The sequence below is a fragment of the Campylobacter sp. IFREMER_LSEM_CL2101 genome, assembly GCF_025771825.1.
In the GTDB taxonomy this organism is placed as follows: domain Bacteria; phylum Campylobacterota; class Campylobacteria; order Campylobacterales; family Campylobacteraceae; genus Campylobacter_D; species Campylobacter_D lari_C.
The window spans coordinates 233,652-252,148 of record NZ_JAKMQZ010000001.1; the positions used below are offsets into that span (position 1 = coordinate 233,652).

Sequence of the window (18,497 nt, forward strand, 5' to 3'; positions counted from 1 at the left end):
ATTTTTAAATAAAAAATTCTAATTTTTTAGAAAGTAAAATTTTATTGTCAGTATATTTTGCCCATCGTATATTTAAAGCAAAAATACAAGCTTGTGCAAGTTTTGCAAAGGGAAATTTTTCATAGTATATTTTTTCTTGTTCTTTGGTAGCTTTTTGAAAAAGAGCTTTAATTTGCACTCCTTTAATGAGATTGATGATGTTTGTATCTAGTGCTATATTAACTGCTACCTTGGGTGTTTTATAAGCAAGTTGAATGTGTTTGGTGTGTTCTTCACTGGCAAAGATTAAAGCTAAATTTTTGTCATCAAAAGCATAATAACAACTTGCACAATATACTCCACCATCCTCATCAAGCATGCTTAAATTTAAAAGCTTTTGTGAATGGATGAAATTTTTAATTCTTTCATTCATTGTTACTAACTTTAAGTTTTAAGATTTTTTGATAACTTAAATGAGTCAAGAAAATCACATAAAATACTTGTAAAAATAAACCAAGTAAAGGTATGCTTGATAAAGCAAAAAAGATTAAAGTGATGATTTTAAAGTATAAGGGTGATGAGTTCTTATAAAAATCATCAAAGTTGTTTTTATCTAAGACATTGCTTAATACATCTAATAATAAAAGTTTGTGAAATAAATAATAAAATACTCCATAATAAATCACAATACTAACAAAAGGTATAATCAATAAGAAAGTAGCTACTACAAACAATACGCATGAGATGAGTATAAATTTGAATGTTTTAAGTAAAACCTCTAAAGAATTTACTTCTTTTTGTATGGAATAGTTGTAATATCTTTGATTGATTTTTTTCACAATATAAGGAGTTAAAAAAGAAATTATTAGCATGGTAAAAAACACTGAGGCAAATACCACTATGAAAAATCCGCCTATAGCGCTTAAAAATGCAAGTGAAAATTGCACTATAGAAAAGCTAAAAAACCAAGCCATAAAAGATCCGCTAACCACATCTTCTATATAAGAAAAGAATATATCATAACTATAATATACAAGCAAGGCAAAAAGGAATAAACTAATCAAAAATGGCAAGAGAGAAAATTTTAAAAAAGGCTTGCTAAGAAAATCTTGCAAGCTTAGGTATAGTATATTCATTTAATTTGATTGTAATTTTCTTGAAGCTTTTGATAAATTTCTTTATAATCTAGTGTTTCTTTTAAAATTTGATTTAAAACTTCATTATCTTCTGTGCCATTCCAAGTTTTTTTATAAGTGCCTTCTTTGTAGCCATTTTCTTGTCTGAATTGATTTAATATATTTTTTCCAATATAGGTTTTATAAAGCTCAAAGAAATTTAAACCACATTTTCTAGCCAAAACAAAATACACGCTTAAAAGTTCACCTAAATCATAATCAAAACCACTGCACTTATGGATAATAAGTTCAATATCATTTAAAATTCCATAGATATCTGCTTCATTTGGATTAGAAGTTTCTTTGCAAAAATCATCAAAAAAAGTTACAGAAGAAACTTCTTCTGCTATGAAGTTTTTATCATCGATTTGTTTTTCTTTGTATTCTTCTAAAATTAAACTCAAAATAAAATGCCATATATCTACTATTTCAATGCGTACATTATCCCAATTTGCAGGAGTATGTATGCTTTTCCAGTGTTTCCAAGCAAAAGAATCAATAAGCTCAGCACACTCCATATAAATACATCTTCTAAAACTGATTAATTTACCTTCTTTGGTATAACCATTTTCCCAACCTATGCCGTTGGTGTCATCATTTAATTTTTGCTGGAGTTCTAGCATGCTTTTTAAAATATCTTTTACTTCCATTTTGTTTCCTTTTTTAAGCATAAAATCCAAATTCTTTGTTATCTTCTTCTTTTTCTTCTTTTTGCTTGTTATATTGCTCCCAAATTTCTTCTAATAATTTAGCGCTATCTTGGAAAATTTGCTTTTTAATATCTTCAAGATCTGTTTTATTCATTTCTTTGTTTAAGCTTTTATCCATAGTATTTAATAATTCATGTAAAGTGGCTTTTTTGTGTTCTTCATTTTTTGGTTCAGGTAAGGCATTACCAATTTTCATTGCAGTAGTGATAAGCTCTTTTGGTTTTAAAGTTCCTACTCTTGAGTTTTTCATAAATTCATCGATTTGAGGTTGTACTTTAGCTACTGCTTCTTTTATTTCTTCAATTTCTTCTTGTGAAAGTTTGGTTCCATTGTATGAGAATGAAAAACCAAATTGATTTCTAAGGCTTAAAGAAGCTGAGTTGCCATCTTTGTCTAATTTTGCCTCTTTTTTATCATACATAGAAAAAGAAAGATGGTTACCGTTTTTTGTTTTAATATCCATAGAAAAATTTTGAGAATTATAACTAGAAATTTGCATAACATTCCTTTCAAGTCAAGATAAAGCTATATCGTCAAAATAACTCAATCTTAAACAAATTTGCAAAGTTTTTATACTTTGCAAATTTCAAATATTAGGGAGATAAATATTTTAACATTAAGTCTTTAAATGCTCGTTAAATCCCAAAATAATTTTAATAATTTTTCATTTTTTGCACATATTAAAATTTGCTTTTTATTGTGTGTTTTTTTGCATGCTTTTAGAGCTTGTTTTAAATGTTCTTTTAAAGAAAAAATCAACCCAAAGGCAATGGCTTCTTTATCTAAGCCACCTAAAATATAAATCAAAGGCATACGCATAGATTTAGAAACATCAAGCTTTGCTTGCTCATTAATTGTGGTTTTAAAATCAAATTTACTAGGATGTTTAAACTTATAAGCTAAAGCAAGATCTAAAAACTCATCTAAATGGTTTAATTTTTTTCCACTAATAAATGGATAGATAAAATAAAATAAATCTAAGATATTATTGCTAATTTTGCTTTCATCACCATAATTTTCTTGTATAAAATCATAATATGTTTTAAATTGCTCTTGGTAATTTTGCACTAAAGTCATAGCCATTTTGGTTTTTGCGAAATTATTTAAAAAAACTTTAGGATTAGCTTCAAAACTAAAATCTAAAAAATTAATCTTTGTATTATTTTGATAAAAAATCCCACTAATTTCACTTTCTAAATCCAGTAAGATATTATCTGAATCAAGCTCATCGATAGAACTATTATGGACTATTTTATCATCTAATATAATAGAAAAATCATTATAAGCAAATTCATTACTCATAGGTTTTTCATAAAAACCAAAATCATCCCAAAAATTCTCTTCACTGCAAGCAATACAGCCATGTCCTGCAGCTACTGGCCAAGAGGTTTTGGAGTTAAATTTAACCTTAGGGCAATTATTATAAGCATAAGGTCCTTTGCAACCTACTTTAAAAAGACAATAACCTTGTTTTATATTTTCATCATCAAAACTTTGAGCAAAATTTCCTGCTTCAAATTTAGCTTTTCTTTCACATAAATCATGCAAGCATTTTCCATAAAGAGCTAAAGGCCTATTTTGCTCATCTAAAGCCATGTCTTGTTCAAATAATATATAAAAGCAAAGCGCTGCGATGATATTTACATCACTTGGAGGACAACCTGGTATATTGATTACTTTTTCTTCTAAGACTTTAGAAATTCCTATGCTTTTGGTAGGATTTGGATGTGCAGCTTGAATTCCTCCATAGCTTGAGCAAGTTCCCATAGCAAAGATTGTTTTGGCATTTTTGGCACATTTTTGTAAAATTTCATACCCATTTTCACCATGTGCTCCTATAGTTAGATAAAAAGGATCTATAGCACAAACCCCACCTTCAACAGCTAAAAGAAAATCTTTTTTTTCTAAAACTTCCTCTAAATGCGATTCTGCCTGGTGTCCGCTTGCACTCATAAAGGTTTCATGATATTCTAAAGAAATAAAATCAAAAATCAGATCTAAAAAGTCAGGCAATGAAGTTCTAAGCAAACTCTCGCTACACCCTGTGCATTCACTTAAATGAAGCCATATGAGACTAGGCGGGGTATGAAGTTGAAAATATCTATGCGCTAAAGGGCTAAAATCATTTGGTAAACCTAAAATTTTAATAATGGAATTTACAACCTCTAATGAGATATTTTTTTCTTCTTTGTGTGAGTTTTCCAATAGAGCGATTTTACGCTCTAATATGCTTTTTAATTCTTCATTGCTTAAAGACATTTTTTAACCTTTAGCTATTTGTATCATATTTAAAAAATCATTTGCATTTAATGCAGCTGAACCTATTAACACTCCATCACAATTTTTTAAAGCACAAATTTCTTTAATATTGTTTTGATTAACACTTCCACCATATAAAAGCTTAGCGTTAGTAAATTCTCTTAAAAAATTAAGTATGGTGTTAATATCATCAAGATTAGCACTAACTCCTGTACCTATAGAATAAATAGGCTCATAAGCTATGATAAGTTTTTTATAAGATAGATCAATATTTTCAATTTGTTTTTTTAAAAAATCCAAGCTTTTGTTAGCTTTTTTAGTTTCTAAGCTTTCGCCTATGCAATAAATGATATTAAAATCAAGATTTTTTGCAAAGTCAAATTTAGCCTTTAAAAAACTTTCATCTTCCTTTAAAGCTCTTCTTTCAGAATGGCCTATTAAAACGCTTTTGATGTTAAATTCTTCTAGGTGAATTTTACCTATTTCTCCAGTATAAGCTCCATTTTCGCAAGGGTAGAAATTCTGCGCGCCTTGTTGAAATGAAAAATTGTCTTTTAAGAAAGCTATGCTAGGAGGGAAGATGAAAATTTCATCTTCTTTGTTTAAGTTTTGGTTTAATTTTTGAGCGTAAAGTTCAAAGCTTGATCTTGTATGATTGCACTTTAAATTTGCTGCAAAAATCATTCATTATCCTTTATAGTTAAAGGTTTTACACCAGGAAGTTCTTTTCCTTCTATAAGCTCTAATGATGCTCCACCACCGGTTGAAATGAAAGTCATCTCATCAGCATCACCTGCTCTTGCTACAACATCAGCAGTATCGCCACCACCTATTACAGTTGTTGCATGAGATTCGCTAATATAATGGCTCATTTTAATACTACCTTTTGAGAATTTATCGATTTCAAAAACTCCCATAGGTCCATTCCACCATATAGTTTGAGCATCAGAAAGTGCTTCTTTAAACAATCTTACACTAGCAGGACCTATATCAAGTCCCATCCAACCTGCGGGAATTTCTTGCACAGGGGTGTATTTCATCACTGCTTCTTGAGAGCAAGTTTGTGCTGCTGTAACATCCACAGGAAGATAAATTTTCACCCCTAGATTTTTACCTTTGAGTAAGATTTTATTTGCTTCTTCAATTAAATCTTCTTCTAAGAGAGAATTTCCTATATCATAACCTTGAGCTTTTAAGAAAGTAAAGGCCATACCTCCGCCTATGATTAATTTATCTACTTTTGGAAGTAAGTTAGTTAAAGCTTGCAATTTCCCACTCACTTTAGAACCACCCACTACAGCTACAAAAGGACGCGCAGGGTGTTTGATAAGATTACTTGCAAATTCTATTTCTTTTTGGAGTAAAAATCCCGCACCTTTGTTTGCATTATCAAAGTATTTTGTAATAGCTTCAACGCTAGCATGGGCTCTATGGCAAACTCCAAAAGCATCATTAATATAAACATCAGCCATAGAAGCAAGTTCTTTAGCTAAGTTTTCATCATTCTTAGTTTCACCCTTTTCAAAGCGTAAATTTTCTAAAAGCAAAATTTCACTTGATTTTAATTCACTAGCTTTTTTCTTTGCATCCTCGCCTATAACATCTTTAGCCATGATGACTTCTTTAGCCATTAAACGTGCAAGTCTTTTTGCAACCGGCTCTAAAGAATATTTTGAAGCTATTTCTTTTGGACGCCCTAAATGTGAAGCTAAAATAACCGCACAGCCATTATCTAAACAATATCTTATAGTAGGGATAGCCGAGCGAATACGGCGATCATCGGTAATATTTAAAAATTCATCTTGAGGAACATTAAAATCACATCTTATAAATACTTTTTTCTTTGCAAGATCAATATCTTTAATCGATAAAATACTACTCATCTTAAGCCTTTGCCACAAATACTGCCATATCTACTAAACGAGAAGAATATCCCCATTCATTATCATACCAAGCAACCACTTTAATAAAATCATCACAAATTACTTGGGTTAAATCACTTGCTACAATTGCACCATAAGAGCAAGTTATAAAATCACTTGAAACTCTTTCTTCATCATCTACTAATAATATACCTTTTAAATTGCTAGCAGCTGCTTTTCTAAAGGCTTCGTTGATTTCTTCTTTACTTACTTTTTTCTTTAAAGTTGCAGTTAAATCCACAGTTGATACATCAGCCACAGGCACACGCATGCTTTGACCATGTAATTTTCCATCAAGCTCAGGCATAACAAGCTTCATAGCTTTTGCTGCACCAGTTGAAGTAGGGATGATATTTTGTGCAGCAGCGCGTGATCTTCTTTTATCTCTAGCTTTTGCATCAATAATGCTTTGTCCGTTTGTGTAGGCATGAATGGTTGTCATTAAACCTTTTTCTATGCCAAAATTATCTTGTAAAACTCTACAAATTGGTCCTAGGCAGTTAGTAGTACAACTTGCATTTGAGATGATGTTTTCGCCTTTATATTCGTGGGCATTTACCCCTAAAACATAAGTTGGAGTTTTATCTTTTGCAGGTGCACTCATGATAACTTTTTGCACTCCATGATCTAAAAATCCTTGACATTTTTCCATAGTTAAGTGCGCGCCAGTGCATTCTAAAACAATTTGTGCACCATATTTTGCAAAGTCTAAATCCGCTACATTTCTGCTTTTTAAAACTTTTATTTTTTTATTATCAATTATTAAATCATCACCTTCATTTTCAACACTACCATCATATACCCCATGAACGGTGTCATATTTAAAAAGATATTTAGTAAGCTCTATATCAGTAGTATCATTAATTGCTACAAGTTCGATATCATCGCGCTTCATAATAATTCTTGCAACACATCTTCCAATGCGTCCAAAACCATTTATTGCAACTTTTACAGCCATTTTCATTTCCTTTTTATGATTAAGTAGGTAAAATTCTACTAAAAAAAGGTTAAATTTTAATGAAAATCGCACTTTTTGGTGGCAGTTTTGATCCACCCCATTTAGGGCATAATGCTGTAGTCTTTAATGCACTAGCAAATTTAGAGCTTGATAAACTCATTATTATGCCTACTTTTATTAGCCCTTTTAAGCAAGAATTTACCGCAAATGAACAAAGGCGCTTAAAATGGTGCGAGATGATTTGGGGAGGTTTAGAAAAAGTTGAAATTTGTGATTTTGAAATAAAAAAACAAAGACCTGTACCTAGTATAGAAAGTGTTGATTTTTTGTATAAGCAATATGAAATTTCTAAATTTTATCTTATTTTGGGAGCTGATCATTTACAAAGTCTTGAAAAATGGCATGAATTTGAAAGATTGCAAAATTTGGTAGAATTTGTTGTAGCTAAAAGAGATGATATTTTTATACCAAAACATTTTAAAACTTTAGATACTAAAGTAGATATTTCTTCTTCTTTTATAAGAGAAACCTTGCAAACATCGCAAGTTTGTGAGCAAATCAAAGAAGAAGTTAAGCTTTATTATTCTAAATTTAAAAATATTTAACAAAAGGAAAATAATGCAAGAAAGAATTAATAATATAGTGCAGATTTTAGATGATAAAAAAGCGGATTTAATAGAAACTTTTGATATGCAAGATAAAGATTATTTTGTTAAATTTGTAGTGATTGCTACTACTATGGGAGAAAGACATGCGCTTTCTTTGATTGATGATTTAAAAACCAATCTTAAAAGTAAGGGTGAAGAGTTTTTAAATATAGAAAGTAGTGAAGAATGGACTGTACTTGATTTAGGTGATATTTTAATTCATTTAATGAGTGAAACTTATAGAGCAAAATATAATATAGAAGAATTTTTAAAAAGTCTAAATAAAGAAAATCAAAACTAGGATTAAGATTTGGATAATCTAATCACTGAGTTATCAGATTTAGCTAAAGAATATTTTGAAAATTCAGAATTTGAAAAATGTGATGAGGTTTTAAGTGAGCTTATAGCTTTTTGTAAAGGCGAAGTTACGCTTGCTCAAGATGGTAAAATGATTTTTATAGATGATGAGGACAAACATCGTTTGCTTTTAGAAGCTTACCATAATAGAGCGCTTTGTAGATTTAATTGTTTGAAATTTCAAGAAGCGCTTAAAGACGCAACTATAGCTGTAGAATTTGATCCTAGTAATGTATTTTTGTTTAATCTTTTGGGTTTGTGTAATTTTAAATTAGATTTATTACAAGAAGCACTTTTGGTTTTTAATAAAACTATAGCACTGGATAATACATATTATTTAGCATATTTTAATAGAGCTAGGGTTTATATACTTTTAGATGAGCATACAAAAGCTTTAAAAGATTTGCAAATTTGTATTGATTTAGCTCCAGAATATTATATAGCTTATTATACTAGAGCTATTGCTTTGCTTAGTGTTGATCCAAAACAAGCTTTGATTGATTTTAAAAAGTCTCAAGATTTAGGCTTTGAATCCTCGCAGATTTTTTATTATCAAGGGGTAGCTTATGAGAATTTAGAAGATTATCAAAAAGCTATAGAATTTTTTACTAAGATGATTGAGCAAGATGAGAGTTTTGCTGATGCGTATTATAAAAGGGCTAATAATAAACGCAAGGTTGATGATTTAGAAGGAGCTTTGCAAGATTGCTTAAAATCCATTGAACTAGACAATGAAAATGCAATGGCATATTTGATTTTGGGACATATTTATAAAGATTTAGAAAAGATAGAATTATCAATAGATGCTTTTAAAAAATCAATCGATTTAGATGAAAATTTACAATATCCATGTTTTGCATTGGCTAGGGTTTTGTATGATTTAAAAGATTATGAACAAGCTTTGAAGTATTATGATAAAACAATTGAGCTTTATGAAGAATACGCTCAAGCATATATTAATAGAGGTAATACTAAAATTAATCTAAAAATGATTGAAGAGGCTATAGAGGATTTTGACTTAGCAGCTAAATATTATCAAGAAAGAGTAAGAAAGCATGATTTTACTCCATCAGAATTAGCAGAGCTTGAACACGCAGTCCCTTATGGTTTTTATCATTTGGGCAATAGCTTATATAAAATAGACAAATATGATGAAGCTTTGATAAGTTATGAAAAAGCCTTAAAATATCAAAAAGAATACCCTGATGTGTTTTTTAATAGGGCTTATTTAAAATCTGATCTTGAAAAATATGAGGAAGCTTTAGAAGATAGCGAGTTAGCTGTTAAATATTATAAAAAGCAAAATAATACTCAAGATTATGCTAATTCTCTTTCTCAAAGAGCTTGGATTAAAAGCAAGCTTGAAAGATTTCAAGAAGCTATGGATGAATACAACGAGCTTATAAAAACATATAAAGATTATATTGATTTAAAAGATGTATTGTTTGAAAGAGCATATTGTGCGAAAGAACTTGAATCTTATGAAGAATTAATAGCTTATTGTAATGCAGCGCACAAGGTGGATAAAAATAATTTTAAACTTTATTTTTGGCGAGGAATTGCTAAATATAATTTAAGCTTAGAAGAAGAAGCTATAGAAGATTTAGATAAGGCTTTAAAAATTGATAAAAATCATAATGGAGCAAAGTATTATAAGGGACTTTGTTATGAAGATCTTTATATGTTTGAAGAAGCGATAAAATGTTATGATAGTGTGATTTTAAGTAATGAAGAAGATGATGAATCATATTTTCATAGAGCAAAATGCAAAAGAAATCTTGAAAAATACAACGAAGCCTTAAAAGATATCAATGAATGTTTAAAAATAATTGATGGTATTGGGGAGTACTGGATAGAAAAAGCACAAATTTTAAGCTTTTTAGGAAAATATGATGAAAGCTTCAAAGCAGCAAAAAAAGCAAGTGAGCTTGAACCAAAATCACATGAATGTTATCATTTTATGGGTGCGGTTAAAGTATATTCGCAAGATTTTAAAGAAGCTATAAAATATCTTAATATGGCTTTAAATTTAGATGAAAGTCAAAATTGGACACATTATTATAAGGCAGAGTGTTTAAGAAATTTAGGTGATTTTCATGATGCATTGCAATGTTATGAAGATTGTTTAAAGATAGCAAATGAAAATACCGATGCTTTGGTGGGAAAAATTCAGTGTTTAGAAGAGTTAAAAGAATACGAGCAAGCTTTAGAGTGTGCTAAAGAATTATTAAAGCTTGATGAAGAAAATGAGTTTGCATTAAAAAATCAAAATATTTTAATGCAAAAATTAAAACAACAAAATAAAAAATGGTGGCAAATTTGGAATTAAATTAGAGTTTGTTGATGTATTCTTCAATCTCTTTTTTGATTTTGTCTTTTTTGTCTTTTAAAGCTTGTTTTTTATTTTTATATTCTGTTTTGCTCATATAATCTTTTTGTTTTTTTAATTCTTTTAACTCTTGTTCGATTTTTTCTATCTCTTGCTCTTTAAATTTTTTAGCCTCTAATTTTTTATCATAAAAAAGAGGATCTTTTGCACAATCTGCCTGAACTTCTTTTAAAGCTAATTCTAAACTTGAAGCTTTTTCTTGATGATTGTAATTTTTAGCATAAGCTATTTCTTTTTGAATTTGCTCTATTTTAACCTCACATTGTGTGGAAAATGCAAATGAGCAAAGTGTAAGTAAAAACAACAACTGTTTCATAGTTTAAACCTTTCTTTTTTGATATTTTAGTTTGCTATATTAAATAATTTATTTGCTGTTTTTAATAAAAACATGAGTTTTAAAAAATGTTATTTGACCTTTTATATTAATGTCAAACTCCAAAGGGATAAAAATCAAAGATGAGTTATTGTTAAGTTTGTAGCTTAATTGCGAATTTTTCTGATAATTTTTTAAGATTTTGTCAAAATTTTCAAGCTTTAAAAGTTCTTTTTCTTGAAGTAAAAAATATAAGGTATTATCATCAATTTTCATAAAATATTTAAAGTCGCTTGAACCAGCAATAAAATCAAATAATACTTCATCATAATTTTCTTTTAATTTGGAGTATTTTGGATGAAATTTTTTGGACATATTGTGAAATTCTATCTTTTGTGGTTTTAAATGAGTTAAATTATAAGTTTTTAAAAAATCATCAAAACTATAATTGTTGTTATAATTTTTATTAAGATTGTGCAAAGTGTTTTTGATACTTTTAATTTGATTATAATATTGCCTGCTTTGAATATAGTCAAGATCTAAAGAATGTATAGAGTTTTCTAATTTTTGCAATTGATATTTTTGTGAAGAAAAGCTTATGTAATTTGCAAAAAATCCTAAAAATAGTGCCATAAGTGCAAGTAGATAAAAAGAAAATTTTAATGCTATTTTTTGTTTAAACACGCTTAGATAATTTGCTATCAATAGCCATAAATTTAAAGCCAATACTGCTAAGCGTTCTGGTGTAAAGCCATATTGTGCAATTCTAATTATAATAGCATAAAATACGAAAATATTTAGTGATAGTACTACAATAAAAAAGGCATAGAGTAGTGCTTTTTTGATTTTATAAAAAGATAAATTTATCCACAGATTAATTAATAAAAAATTACCAAACCAAAGGCACAAATGAACTATGCTAAGATTTTCTAAAAGACTAAATAACGCCCCTAAACCATAAGCAAAAAGCATAATAATATATAAAACACTAAAAGCATTTAGTATGAATATAAAAATTTTATGAAAATTATATGAGGTAAAATTACCAAGTAAAAATAAAGAAAAAATTCCAGCACTAAAAAGCCATAATGATAGAACATGAGAATTTAACATGCTTGAAGAAATATCAAATAAAAAATTAAACGAACTATAAAATATGGCCAAAAATACACCAAAAATAAGCCAAAAGCTTATGCTAAAAGAAAGGGCGGCTAAAAAATGATGAAAATAATTAAAATCATATAATTTTCTTGCACATACTAAAGCTATAAGAGCCGTTGTTAAAGAAATATATAAGGTATTGTTAGTAAGAAATATTAAATAATTTTCTATGCCATCTTTAAAAATAAAATTTAAAAATATGTAAAAAATTAGTCCAAAAAATCCAACCCATAAATTTTGCAAGTTTTTATAATTTTGTATTAAATTGTTTTTTGAGTTAGTGAATGTTTCGCAAAAAATTATAAATAGGGTTAAAAGTACAAAAATACTAGTTTGGTATGAATTATAAAAAAATGCTATAAAAAACCAAAAACATAAATAAAAAATAACTCCAAGTGGATGATTTAATAAAGCTAGATAGCTAGAATTAATAAATTTTTTAAACATGAATATTTTTTATTTTGTTAAGTAATATTGATGTGAATCCTTCAAAATCAGGTAAATTTAAATCCTTAATTTCTCTTTGCTGTTTTCCCCACATACTTTCAGGAAAAAATCCATCTTCTTTAAAACGTGCCATAACATGAAAATGCACTCTTGGTACATAGTTTGCAAAGGAAGCTATGTTGATTTTTTCTGGGTTATAGTATTCTCTAAGGCTTAATTCACAAGCTAAAACATACTGAAAAAGCATATTTTGTAAAAAGGCTGGACAATCACTTAATTCTCTGTAATTTTCTTTAGTAAAAATTTTTACCCAAGGAATTTGAGAATTTTCTTTTTCTATAAATAAAAAATCATTTTCATAAATCATATTAACTCTTAAGAAAAGACTAGGATATTCCTAGTCTTTTGATTATTTTTTTGGTCCTATCATTTTTGTAGGATCTACAAATTTAGCAAAGTCTTCTTCGCTTACCAAACCAAGTTCCATAGCACTTTCTTTTAAAGAAATACCTTTTTTGTGAGCATTTTTTGCTACTTTAGCTGCATTTTCATAGCCAATGTGTGGGTTTAATGCAGTCACTAGCATTAAGGAATTATGTAAATTATGATCTATTTTTTCTTTATTTGGTTCTATACCAACAGCACAGTGGATATTAAATGAATGCATAGCATCAGCTAATAAATCAAGACTTTGTAAAAAATTATAAATAATCACAGGTTTAAAAACATTAAGCTCGAAATTTCCTTGGCTTGCTGCAAAACCAATAGCTGCATCATTTCCCATAACTTGCACTGCAACCATAGTTAAAGCTTCACACTGAGTAGGATTAACCTTACCTGGCATGATAGAACTTCCTGGTTCGTTCTCAGGTATATTTAACTCTCCAAGACCACATCTAGGGCCACTTGCTAACCATCTAATATCATTTGCTATTTTCATTAAATTTGCAGCTAAGCCTTTCATAGCTCCATGAGTAAAATTAATAGCATCATGGCTTGTTAGTGCATGAAATTTATTTGGACTTGAAACAAATTTAGTACCCAAAAGCTTGCTTAATTCTTCGCTTACTTTTTCGCTAAGTTCTGGATGTGCATTTAATCCTGTGCCAACAGCTGTCCCGCCTATTGCAAGCTCTCTTAATGTAGGTAAAGAAGCGATGATTTGCTCTTTTGAATGAAGTAACATAGAAAGATATCCACTAAATTCTTGAGCAAGGGTAAGTGGTGTAGCATCTTGAAGGTGAGTTCTTCCTATTTTAATAATCCCTTCAAATTCTTTTACTTTTTTTTCAAAAGTTGCAATAAGCTCATCTAAAGCAGGGATAAGTTTTTTTTCTACTTGCTCTACTGAAACTATACTCATAGCAGTTGGAAAAGTATCATTTGAGCTTTGGCTCATATTTACATGATCATTAGGATGAACAAGTTTTTCTTTTCTAAAATCTCCACCCATAATTTCAGTGGCACGATTTGCTATAACTTCATTCATATTCATATTGCTTTGTGTGCCCGAACCTGTTTGCCATATTGCTAGTGGGAAATTATCGTCAAATTTTCCTGCTACAATTTCATCACAAGCTTGCACAATAGCATTTTTTTTAGCATCATCTAATTTGCCAAGTTTGTTATTTACTAAAGCCAAAGATTTTTTAAGATTTGCAAAAGCATAAATTAAAACTTTTGGCATTTTTTCGCAACCAATTTTAAAATTTTCAAAACTTCTTTCAGTTTGCGCACCCCAATATTTGTCATTAGGAACTTTAATCTCTCCCATAGTATCGTGTTCGATTCTATATTCCATGGCCTTTCCTTGTAATAAAATAAGATATGATATTTAAGCCAAATAAACCCTAAAGTTTGCTTATAATTTAAGAAGTATTTATAAAATTTTTGAAAAAAAGTGTAGTTTTTTCAAAACTACACAAAATATTTATTCTACGGTAACACTTTTTGCTAGATTTCTTGGCATATCCACATCATTGCCAAGTCTTATAGAAACTTCTAAAGCAAGAAGTTGTAAGATCACCATCATTTCAAAAAATTCACACATGTAATGTTCTTGTTTTGAAGTTCTTATAAAATCATCGCTTAAGTCAAAATCAAGTGGAGAAATAGCAAGCAAAGTAGAATCCCTTGCAGCTAATTCTTCTACATTTGATTTGGTTTTTTCATAAAGACAATTTTGCGGCATTAGTGCAACAGTAAAAAGCTCACTATCTGCTAGAGCAATAGGTCCATGTTTCATTTCACCTGCTGGATAGCCTTCAGCATGTAAGTATGAAATTTCTTTTAATTTTAAAGCTCCTTCTAATGCTAGTGGATAAAATACATCTCTTCCTATAAAGAAAAAGCCGTGGCCATGTAGGTATCTTTTTGAAATTCTATGCACTTTTTCATGTAAGTTTTGTTCAACTTTAACTATACTTGGCAAGCTTCTTAAAGCTTTGATTTCTTTACTCATATCCAAATTTGCTTTTTGCGCAAGATAGATTGCAAGCATCCATAAAGTTGCCACTTGAGTAGCAAAAGCTTTAGTTGAAGCCACACCTTTTTCAATGCCCGCTCTAGTAAGTAATGATATATCAGCCAAACGCACGATATTAGAATTATCCACATTACATATTGCTAAAGTTTTAACTCCTTGTGCTTTTGCTATTTTTAAAGCTTCAAGTGTATCAGCTGTTTCACCACTTTGTGAGATTACTATAAAAAGAGTATTTTTGCCTATAATGGCTTCTCTATATCTAAATTCACTTGCTACTTCAACTTTAGTTTTAATCTTTGCAAGTCTTTCAAGTAAATAAGCCCCACTTAATGCTGCATGATAGCTTGTGCCACAAGCACAAAGTGTGATTTCATCTATGTTTTGTAAAAGAGTTTCATCTATATCTTCAAAAACAATTTGCTCACCTTGCAAGCGTCCCATTAAAACTTCACCTAAAACTCTACTTTGCTCATAGATTTCTTTTTCCATGAAAAATCTATAACCATCTTTTTGAGCATAACTTTTATCTTGACTTAAAGCTACAAAAATAGGTTGTATGCAAGCTTGATCATGACAAATTTTGCATTCGTTTAAATTCACATATCCATAATCCCCATCTTCAAGATAAGCTACTTTATCTACTAAAGAAACTAAAGGCGCATCACTTGATGCAAAATAATATTCATTTTCATCGCCATTTTTTCCGATGATGAGTGGTACAGCATTTTTAGCAAAATAAATTGTATTAGGATCTTTTTTACTCACAAGCAAGATTGCAAAAGCACCTTTTAGCTCAGCTATAGTCTTTTTAAAAGCTTCAAATGGTTCTAAATTACTTGCATAGTGTTCAAATAAATGCACAATAACTTCAGTGTCAGTTTGACTTAGAAAATTAATACCTTCTTGTGTGAGTTTTGTTTTTAATTCTTGGTAATTTTCTATGATTCCATTGTGTATTACACAAGAGTATTGTCCTAAATGCGGATGCGCATTTATTTCAGTTGGTTTTCCATGAGTTGCCCAACGCGTATGGCCTATAGCAAGCCCAAAGCCATCACTATTAAAATTAGCAGTTTTATTAGCTAAATTTTCTAATTTTCCAACCGCTTTAAAAAAGTCTAATTCCCCATCTTTCATTACTGCTATACCAGCACTATCATAACCTCTATACTCAAGCTCTTTTAAGCCTTCTAATATGATTTTTTTCTTTTCTTTAGTTCCTATATAACCTACTATTCCACACATCTTTTACTCGCTTATTAGTGATTTAAGAATTTGATCTTTATGATCTTGCAAGCTTTCATTTTTATGCAAAATCAAAACATTTCGCGTTCTTTCTTTTATGGTTTGAATTTTTGCTGCACTTAAGATAATATCATATCTTGCAAGTACATCCATCACATAAGCCATTAAACCTTTTTGATCTTTTGTGTTTAAGGTTATTTTGGCATAGCTTTTGGAGTAATTCATATCTAATTTTAATTCATCTTTTTTAATGTTTGGTTTTTTTGCCTTTTTTTGTACTTTTAAATGCAATTTAGAATTAAGTAAATTTTCTAAACTTTGTTTTTGAGTATCGCTTACTATATCTGAATATTCAAATTTCAAATAAACTTTTTCATCAAATAATTCAAAGAAACTCATAAAGACTAAATTTAAAGAACTTAAAGTGTTGAGTATATTTTCAAGATTATTTTTTCTATTCATTATAAGCTCTAGGGTAAAATTATCTTGATTATCAAGCCAAAAAGTAAAATTTTCTTTTTGTGCAATTTGTGCTATTTTAATGATTTTTTCAAAACTATTTTTTATAAAAAATAGATTGGATTTAATATGAGTAATATTATCTTGAGTTTGTTCATCAAGATCTAAAAAAGCCTTACTTCTTTTTAGAGTTTGTTCTTTTTTTACTCTTCTTTGACTCTCATCAATTAAATTTTCATCCTCAAAGCCTTCTAGCGCATTTTGAAACAATCTTTCTAAACTTTTATAATAAAAATGATTTTCTATACCTAAAGCTTTAGCATTGCAAAAAGATAAAAGATGTAAGGTTTTTAAGGTATTTATATCATTTAATTTGGAAATAAAATTTAAAACAATAGTAGAATTATAAATATCTTCTTTTTCTATAATGTCTTTAAAAGCGTTAAAATTTTTATACAATCTTAAGCCAAAATCTAAAAGTTCATTATCAACTTGGAATTTTCCTACATAAGCCCTGTAAATATTTGCTAAAGAAATTTCATTTTCTTCATGAATAGCACTTAAAAGTATGGTAAATTTTATTATTAAAAGTGTATTTTCATCAAAGTCATAGTCTTTTTCTTCAAAGTATTTTAAGCAAAGTAATGCTCTATCTAATGCGCTATAAACACCTTCTTCTTCGAGTAAAAATTTACTTTGAGTAAGAGGTTTGCAAAAATCTTTTAAAATATTAGCATCAGCAAGAAGTTTTAAAAGAGCAAAAGAATGTTTTCTTTCTAAAATTTTCTTGAATAATTCTAGATTTTCATCTTTATTTTCTGCTCTTTTTAATGCAAAAATGAGTTTGATATCAAAATTATAATCTTTATCATCTAATTTTAAAAGTTGATTTAATATCAAGCTTAGGTTTTCACTTTTGCTAGAATAAGTAAAAAAGCTATCTTGTGTTTCATAAAGCTTACTATCTTTATAGTGTTTTTCTTGGATACACCTTGCTAAAAATTGCGTATAAATTCCACAAGTTTGCATGCATTGCATAGCTTTTTGAATAAGTATGGATTTAAGATCTAAATTTTTCTTTTCTTTTTTTTGCATCAAGTTAGCAAGTTCTTGTGAATTTTGTATTAAAAATAAATTAGTGTTTTTGCCTTCTAAAAGATTCATTGCGCATTTAAGTGAAAATAAAAAATCACTTGCAAGTTTAAATTCACTTAATTCTTTTTCGTTGATAAAATTAAGCATATAATTTTTAGGAGAATCTTTAAATAATATACTTAAGTTTTCTATATCAAGTTGCTCATCTAAACCGCCAAAATTTTTATTAATATCAAATTCTTGCTTAATTAAAGGTTGATGATATGGGTTAAATTCTTGCAAGATTTTCAAAGCAAATTCTTCTTTTAACTCATCTTGAGCTTGAGAAATTTTTTCTTTGATTTGTTTGAATAAAATTTTAGAACCGCAAATATAACGATATTGTAAAATATTTTGTTTTAGCTCATTTTTGGCTATATTGTAAAGTCCATTTATTTCACAAATTTGATAATTGATATTTAAATTAATATCATTTAAAGAAGTAATGAATGCTTTCATTAAAGGCTTGATATTATAAGCTTTTATATCTTTATAAATAAGCAATAAATCAACATTTTCTTTTATACTTAAATTCATTTTAGCATATTGTTTAATAGCGATAATACAAAAAGGGAATTTATCATTATGCGGAAAATAATCATCGAAAAAATCACTCAAAACAAGCTCGTAAACATCTTCTATAAAACGATCAATTTCTTTAGAGTGGTAAAAACTAAACGAGCCTTGTTTTAAAAAAAGTCTGGAGCAATAAGCTTCATAATCTTTTAAAGAATTTTTTAATTTTTGAATTTTTTGCATATTCATTTTTGATAATAATCCCTTTATTTTGATTTTTAATATCATACCAAAAATACTTTGTATTAAATTTTAAGTAAGTAGAAACTATAATTGTAATT

At 28.6% G+C, this 18,497-nt stretch carries 17 protein-coding genes; 3 read left to right on the forward strand and 14 right to left on the reverse strand.

The window, feature by feature from the left end; all coding sequences use genetic code 11:
- Positions 1–4: 4 nt before the first annotated feature.
- The 8 genes from L8V88_RS01225 to gap form a co-directional block, all read right to left on the reverse strand.
- Positions 5–412 (reverse strand): pyridoxamine 5'-phosphate oxidase family protein, encoded by a 408-nt coding sequence (locus L8V88_RS01225; protein WP_263726451.1) that lies wholly within the window; start codon positions 410–412, stop codon positions 5–7.
- Positions 405–1,115, reverse strand: coding sequence for an EI24 domain-containing protein (locus L8V88_RS01230; RefSeq protein ID WP_263726452.1), 711 nt, complete (start codon positions 1,113–1,115; stop codon positions 405–407). Before L8V88_RS01230 ends, L8V88_RS01225 begins: the two co-directional genes overlap by 8 nt.
- Positions 1,112–1,804 carry a dUTP diphosphatase gene (locus L8V88_RS01235; protein ID WP_257928598.1) on the reverse strand — a complete coding sequence of 231 codons (693 nt, stop codon included), beginning with the start codon at positions 1,802–1,804 and terminating at the stop codon, positions 1,112–1,114. Before L8V88_RS01235 ends, L8V88_RS01230 begins: the two co-directional genes overlap by 4 nt.
- 13 nt (positions 1,805–1,817) lie before the next feature.
- Positions 1,818–2,363, reverse strand: coding sequence for an ATP-binding protein (locus L8V88_RS01240; RefSeq protein ID WP_257928597.1), 546 nt, complete (start codon positions 2,361–2,363; stop codon positions 1,818–1,820).
- 125 nt (positions 2,364–2,488) lie between these two features.
- Positions 2,489–4,123 (reverse strand): hydrogenase small subunit, encoded by a 1,635-nt coding sequence (locus L8V88_RS01245; protein WP_263726453.1) that lies wholly within the window; start codon positions 4,121–4,123, stop codon positions 2,489–2,491.
- Positions 4,124–4,126: 3 nt separating this feature from the next.
- Entirely contained in the window at positions 4,127–4,807 is a 681-nt protein-coding gene (locus tag L8V88_RS01250; RefSeq protein WP_263726454.1) for a triose-phosphate isomerase, read from the reverse strand.
- Positions 4,804–6,006 (reverse strand): phosphoglycerate kinase, encoded by a 1,203-nt coding sequence (locus tag L8V88_RS01255; RefSeq protein ID WP_263674809.1) that lies wholly within the window; start codon positions 6,004–6,006, stop codon positions 4,804–4,806. Before L8V88_RS01255 ends, L8V88_RS01250 begins: the two co-directional genes overlap by 4 nt.
- A 1-nt stretch (position 6,007) precedes the next feature.
- Positions 6,008–7,003 (reverse strand): type I glyceraldehyde-3-phosphate dehydrogenase, encoded by a 996-nt coding sequence (gene gap, locus L8V88_RS01260; protein ID WP_263726455.1) that lies wholly within the window; start codon positions 7,001–7,003, stop codon positions 6,008–6,010.
- A 59-nt stretch (positions 7,004–7,062) separates the two neighbouring features.
- Between gap and nadD the strand changes: the two genes are divergently transcribed.
- Genes nadD through L8V88_RS01275 form a run of 3 tightly spaced genes read left to right on the forward strand, consistent with a single transcriptional unit; the run spans position 7,063 to position 10,336 of the window.
- Positions 7,063–7,608, forward strand: coding sequence for a nicotinate (nicotinamide) nucleotide adenylyltransferase (gene nadD / locus L8V88_RS01265; RefSeq protein WP_263726456.1), 546 nt, complete (start codon positions 7,063–7,065; stop codon positions 7,606–7,608).
- A gap of 13 nt (positions 7,609–7,621) precedes the next feature.
- Positions 7,622–7,951: a ribosome silencing factor gene (rsfS, locus tag L8V88_RS01270; protein ID WP_012661160.1), complete on the forward strand. Its 330-nt coding sequence runs from the start codon at positions 7,622–7,624 to the stop codon at positions 7,949–7,951.
- A 9-nt stretch (positions 7,952–7,960) separates the two neighbouring features.
- Positions 7,961–10,336: a tetratricopeptide repeat protein gene (locus L8V88_RS01275; RefSeq protein ID WP_263726457.1), complete on the forward strand. Its 2,376-nt coding sequence runs from the start codon at positions 7,961–7,963 to the stop codon at positions 10,334–10,336.
- Between the two features lies 1 nt (position 10,337).
- On the opposite strand, the gene L8V88_RS01280 is transcribed toward L8V88_RS01275, so the two are convergent.
- From L8V88_RS01280 to L8V88_RS01305, 6 genes are all read right to left on the reverse strand, one after another.
- Positions 10,338–10,712, reverse strand: a complete 375-nt coding sequence (locus L8V88_RS01280; protein ID WP_263726458.1) for a DUF1090 domain-containing protein — start codon at positions 10,710–10,712, stop codon at positions 10,338–10,340.
- Between the two features lie 48 nt (positions 10,713–10,760).
- A complete protein-coding gene (locus tag L8V88_RS01285; RefSeq protein ID WP_263726459.1) occupies positions 10,761–12,113 on the reverse strand; it encodes a DUF4153 domain-containing protein in 1,353 nt (450 codons plus the stop codon).
- A 196-nt stretch (positions 12,114–12,309) separates the two neighbouring features.
- Entirely contained in the window at positions 12,310–12,684 is a 375-nt protein-coding gene (locus L8V88_RS01290; protein WP_263726460.1) for an HIT family protein, read from the reverse strand.
- Between the two features lie 42 nt (positions 12,685–12,726).
- A complete protein-coding gene (gene fumC / locus L8V88_RS01295) occupies positions 12,727–14,118 on the reverse strand; it encodes a class II fumarate hydratase (RefSeq protein ID WP_263663843.1) in 1,392 nt (463 codons plus the stop codon).
- A gap of 129 nt (positions 14,119–14,247) precedes the next feature.
- Positions 14,248–16,047 carry a glutamine--fructose-6-phosphate transaminase (isomerizing) gene (glmS, locus tag L8V88_RS01300; RefSeq protein WP_263726461.1) on the reverse strand — a complete coding sequence of 600 codons (1,800 nt, stop codon included), beginning with the start codon at positions 16,045–16,047 and terminating at the stop codon, positions 14,248–14,250.
- Between the two features lie 3 nt (positions 16,048–16,050).
- On the reverse strand, positions 16,051–18,405 hold the full coding sequence (locus L8V88_RS01305; protein WP_263726462.1) for a nucleotidyltransferase: 2,355 nt from the start codon (positions 18,403–18,405) through the stop codon (positions 16,051–16,053).
- Between the last annotated feature and the right edge of the window lie 92 nt (positions 18,406–18,497).

Bases quoted from the DNA above. Each gene is read 5' to 3' on its own strand.
- L8V88_RS01225 (WP_263726451.1), bottom strand. From the start codon at position 412: ATGAATGAAAGAATTAAAAATTTCATCCATTCACAAAAGCTTTTAAAT.
- L8V88_RS01230 (WP_263726452.1), bottom strand. From the start codon at position 1,115: ATGAATATACTATACCTAAGCTTGCAAGATTTTCTTAGCAAGCCTTTT.
- L8V88_RS01235 (WP_257928598.1), bottom strand. From the start codon at position 1,804: ATGGAAGTAAAAGATATTTTAAAAAGCATGCTAGAACTCCAGCAAAAA.
- L8V88_RS01240 (WP_257928597.1), bottom strand. From the start codon at position 2,363: ATGCAAATTTCTAGTTATAATTCTCAAAATTTTTCTATGGATATTAAA.
- L8V88_RS01245 (WP_263726453.1), bottom strand. From the start codon at position 4,123: ATGTCTTTAAGCAATGAAGAATTAAAAAGCATATTAGAGCGTAAAATC.
- L8V88_RS01250 (WP_263726454.1), bottom strand. From the start codon at position 4,807: ATGATTTTTGCAGCAAATTTAAAGTGCAATCATACAAGATCAAGCTTT.
- L8V88_RS01255 (WP_263674809.1), bottom strand. From the start codon at position 6,006: ATGAGTAGTATTTTATCGATTAAAGATATTGATCTTGCAAAGAAAAAA.
- gap (WP_263726455.1), bottom strand. From the start codon at position 7,003: ATGGCTGTAAAAGTTGCAATAAATGGTTTTGGACGCATTGGAAGATGT.
- nadD (WP_263726456.1), top strand. From the start codon at position 7,063: ATGAAAATCGCACTTTTTGGTGGCAGTTTTGATCCACCCCATTTAGGG.
- rsfS (WP_012661160.1), top strand. From the start codon at position 7,622: ATGCAAGAAAGAATTAATAATATAGTGCAGATTTTAGATGATAAAAAA.
- L8V88_RS01280 (WP_263726458.1), bottom strand. From the start codon at position 10,712: ATGAAACAGTTGTTGTTTTTACTTACACTTTGCTCATTTGCATTTTCC.
- L8V88_RS01290 (WP_263726460.1), bottom strand. From the start codon at position 12,684: ATGATTTATGAAAATGATTTTTTATTTATAGAAAAAGAAAATTCTCAA.
- fumC (WP_263663843.1), bottom strand. From the start codon at position 14,118: ATGGAATATAGAATCGAACACGATACTATGGGAGAGATTAAAGTTCCT.
- glmS (WP_263726461.1), bottom strand. From the start codon at position 16,047: ATGTGTGGAATAGTAGGTTATATAGGAACTAAAGAAAAGAAAAAAATC.
- L8V88_RS01305 (WP_263726462.1), bottom strand. From the start codon at position 18,405: ATGAATATGCAAAAAATTCAAAAATTAAAAAATTCTTTAAAAGATTAT.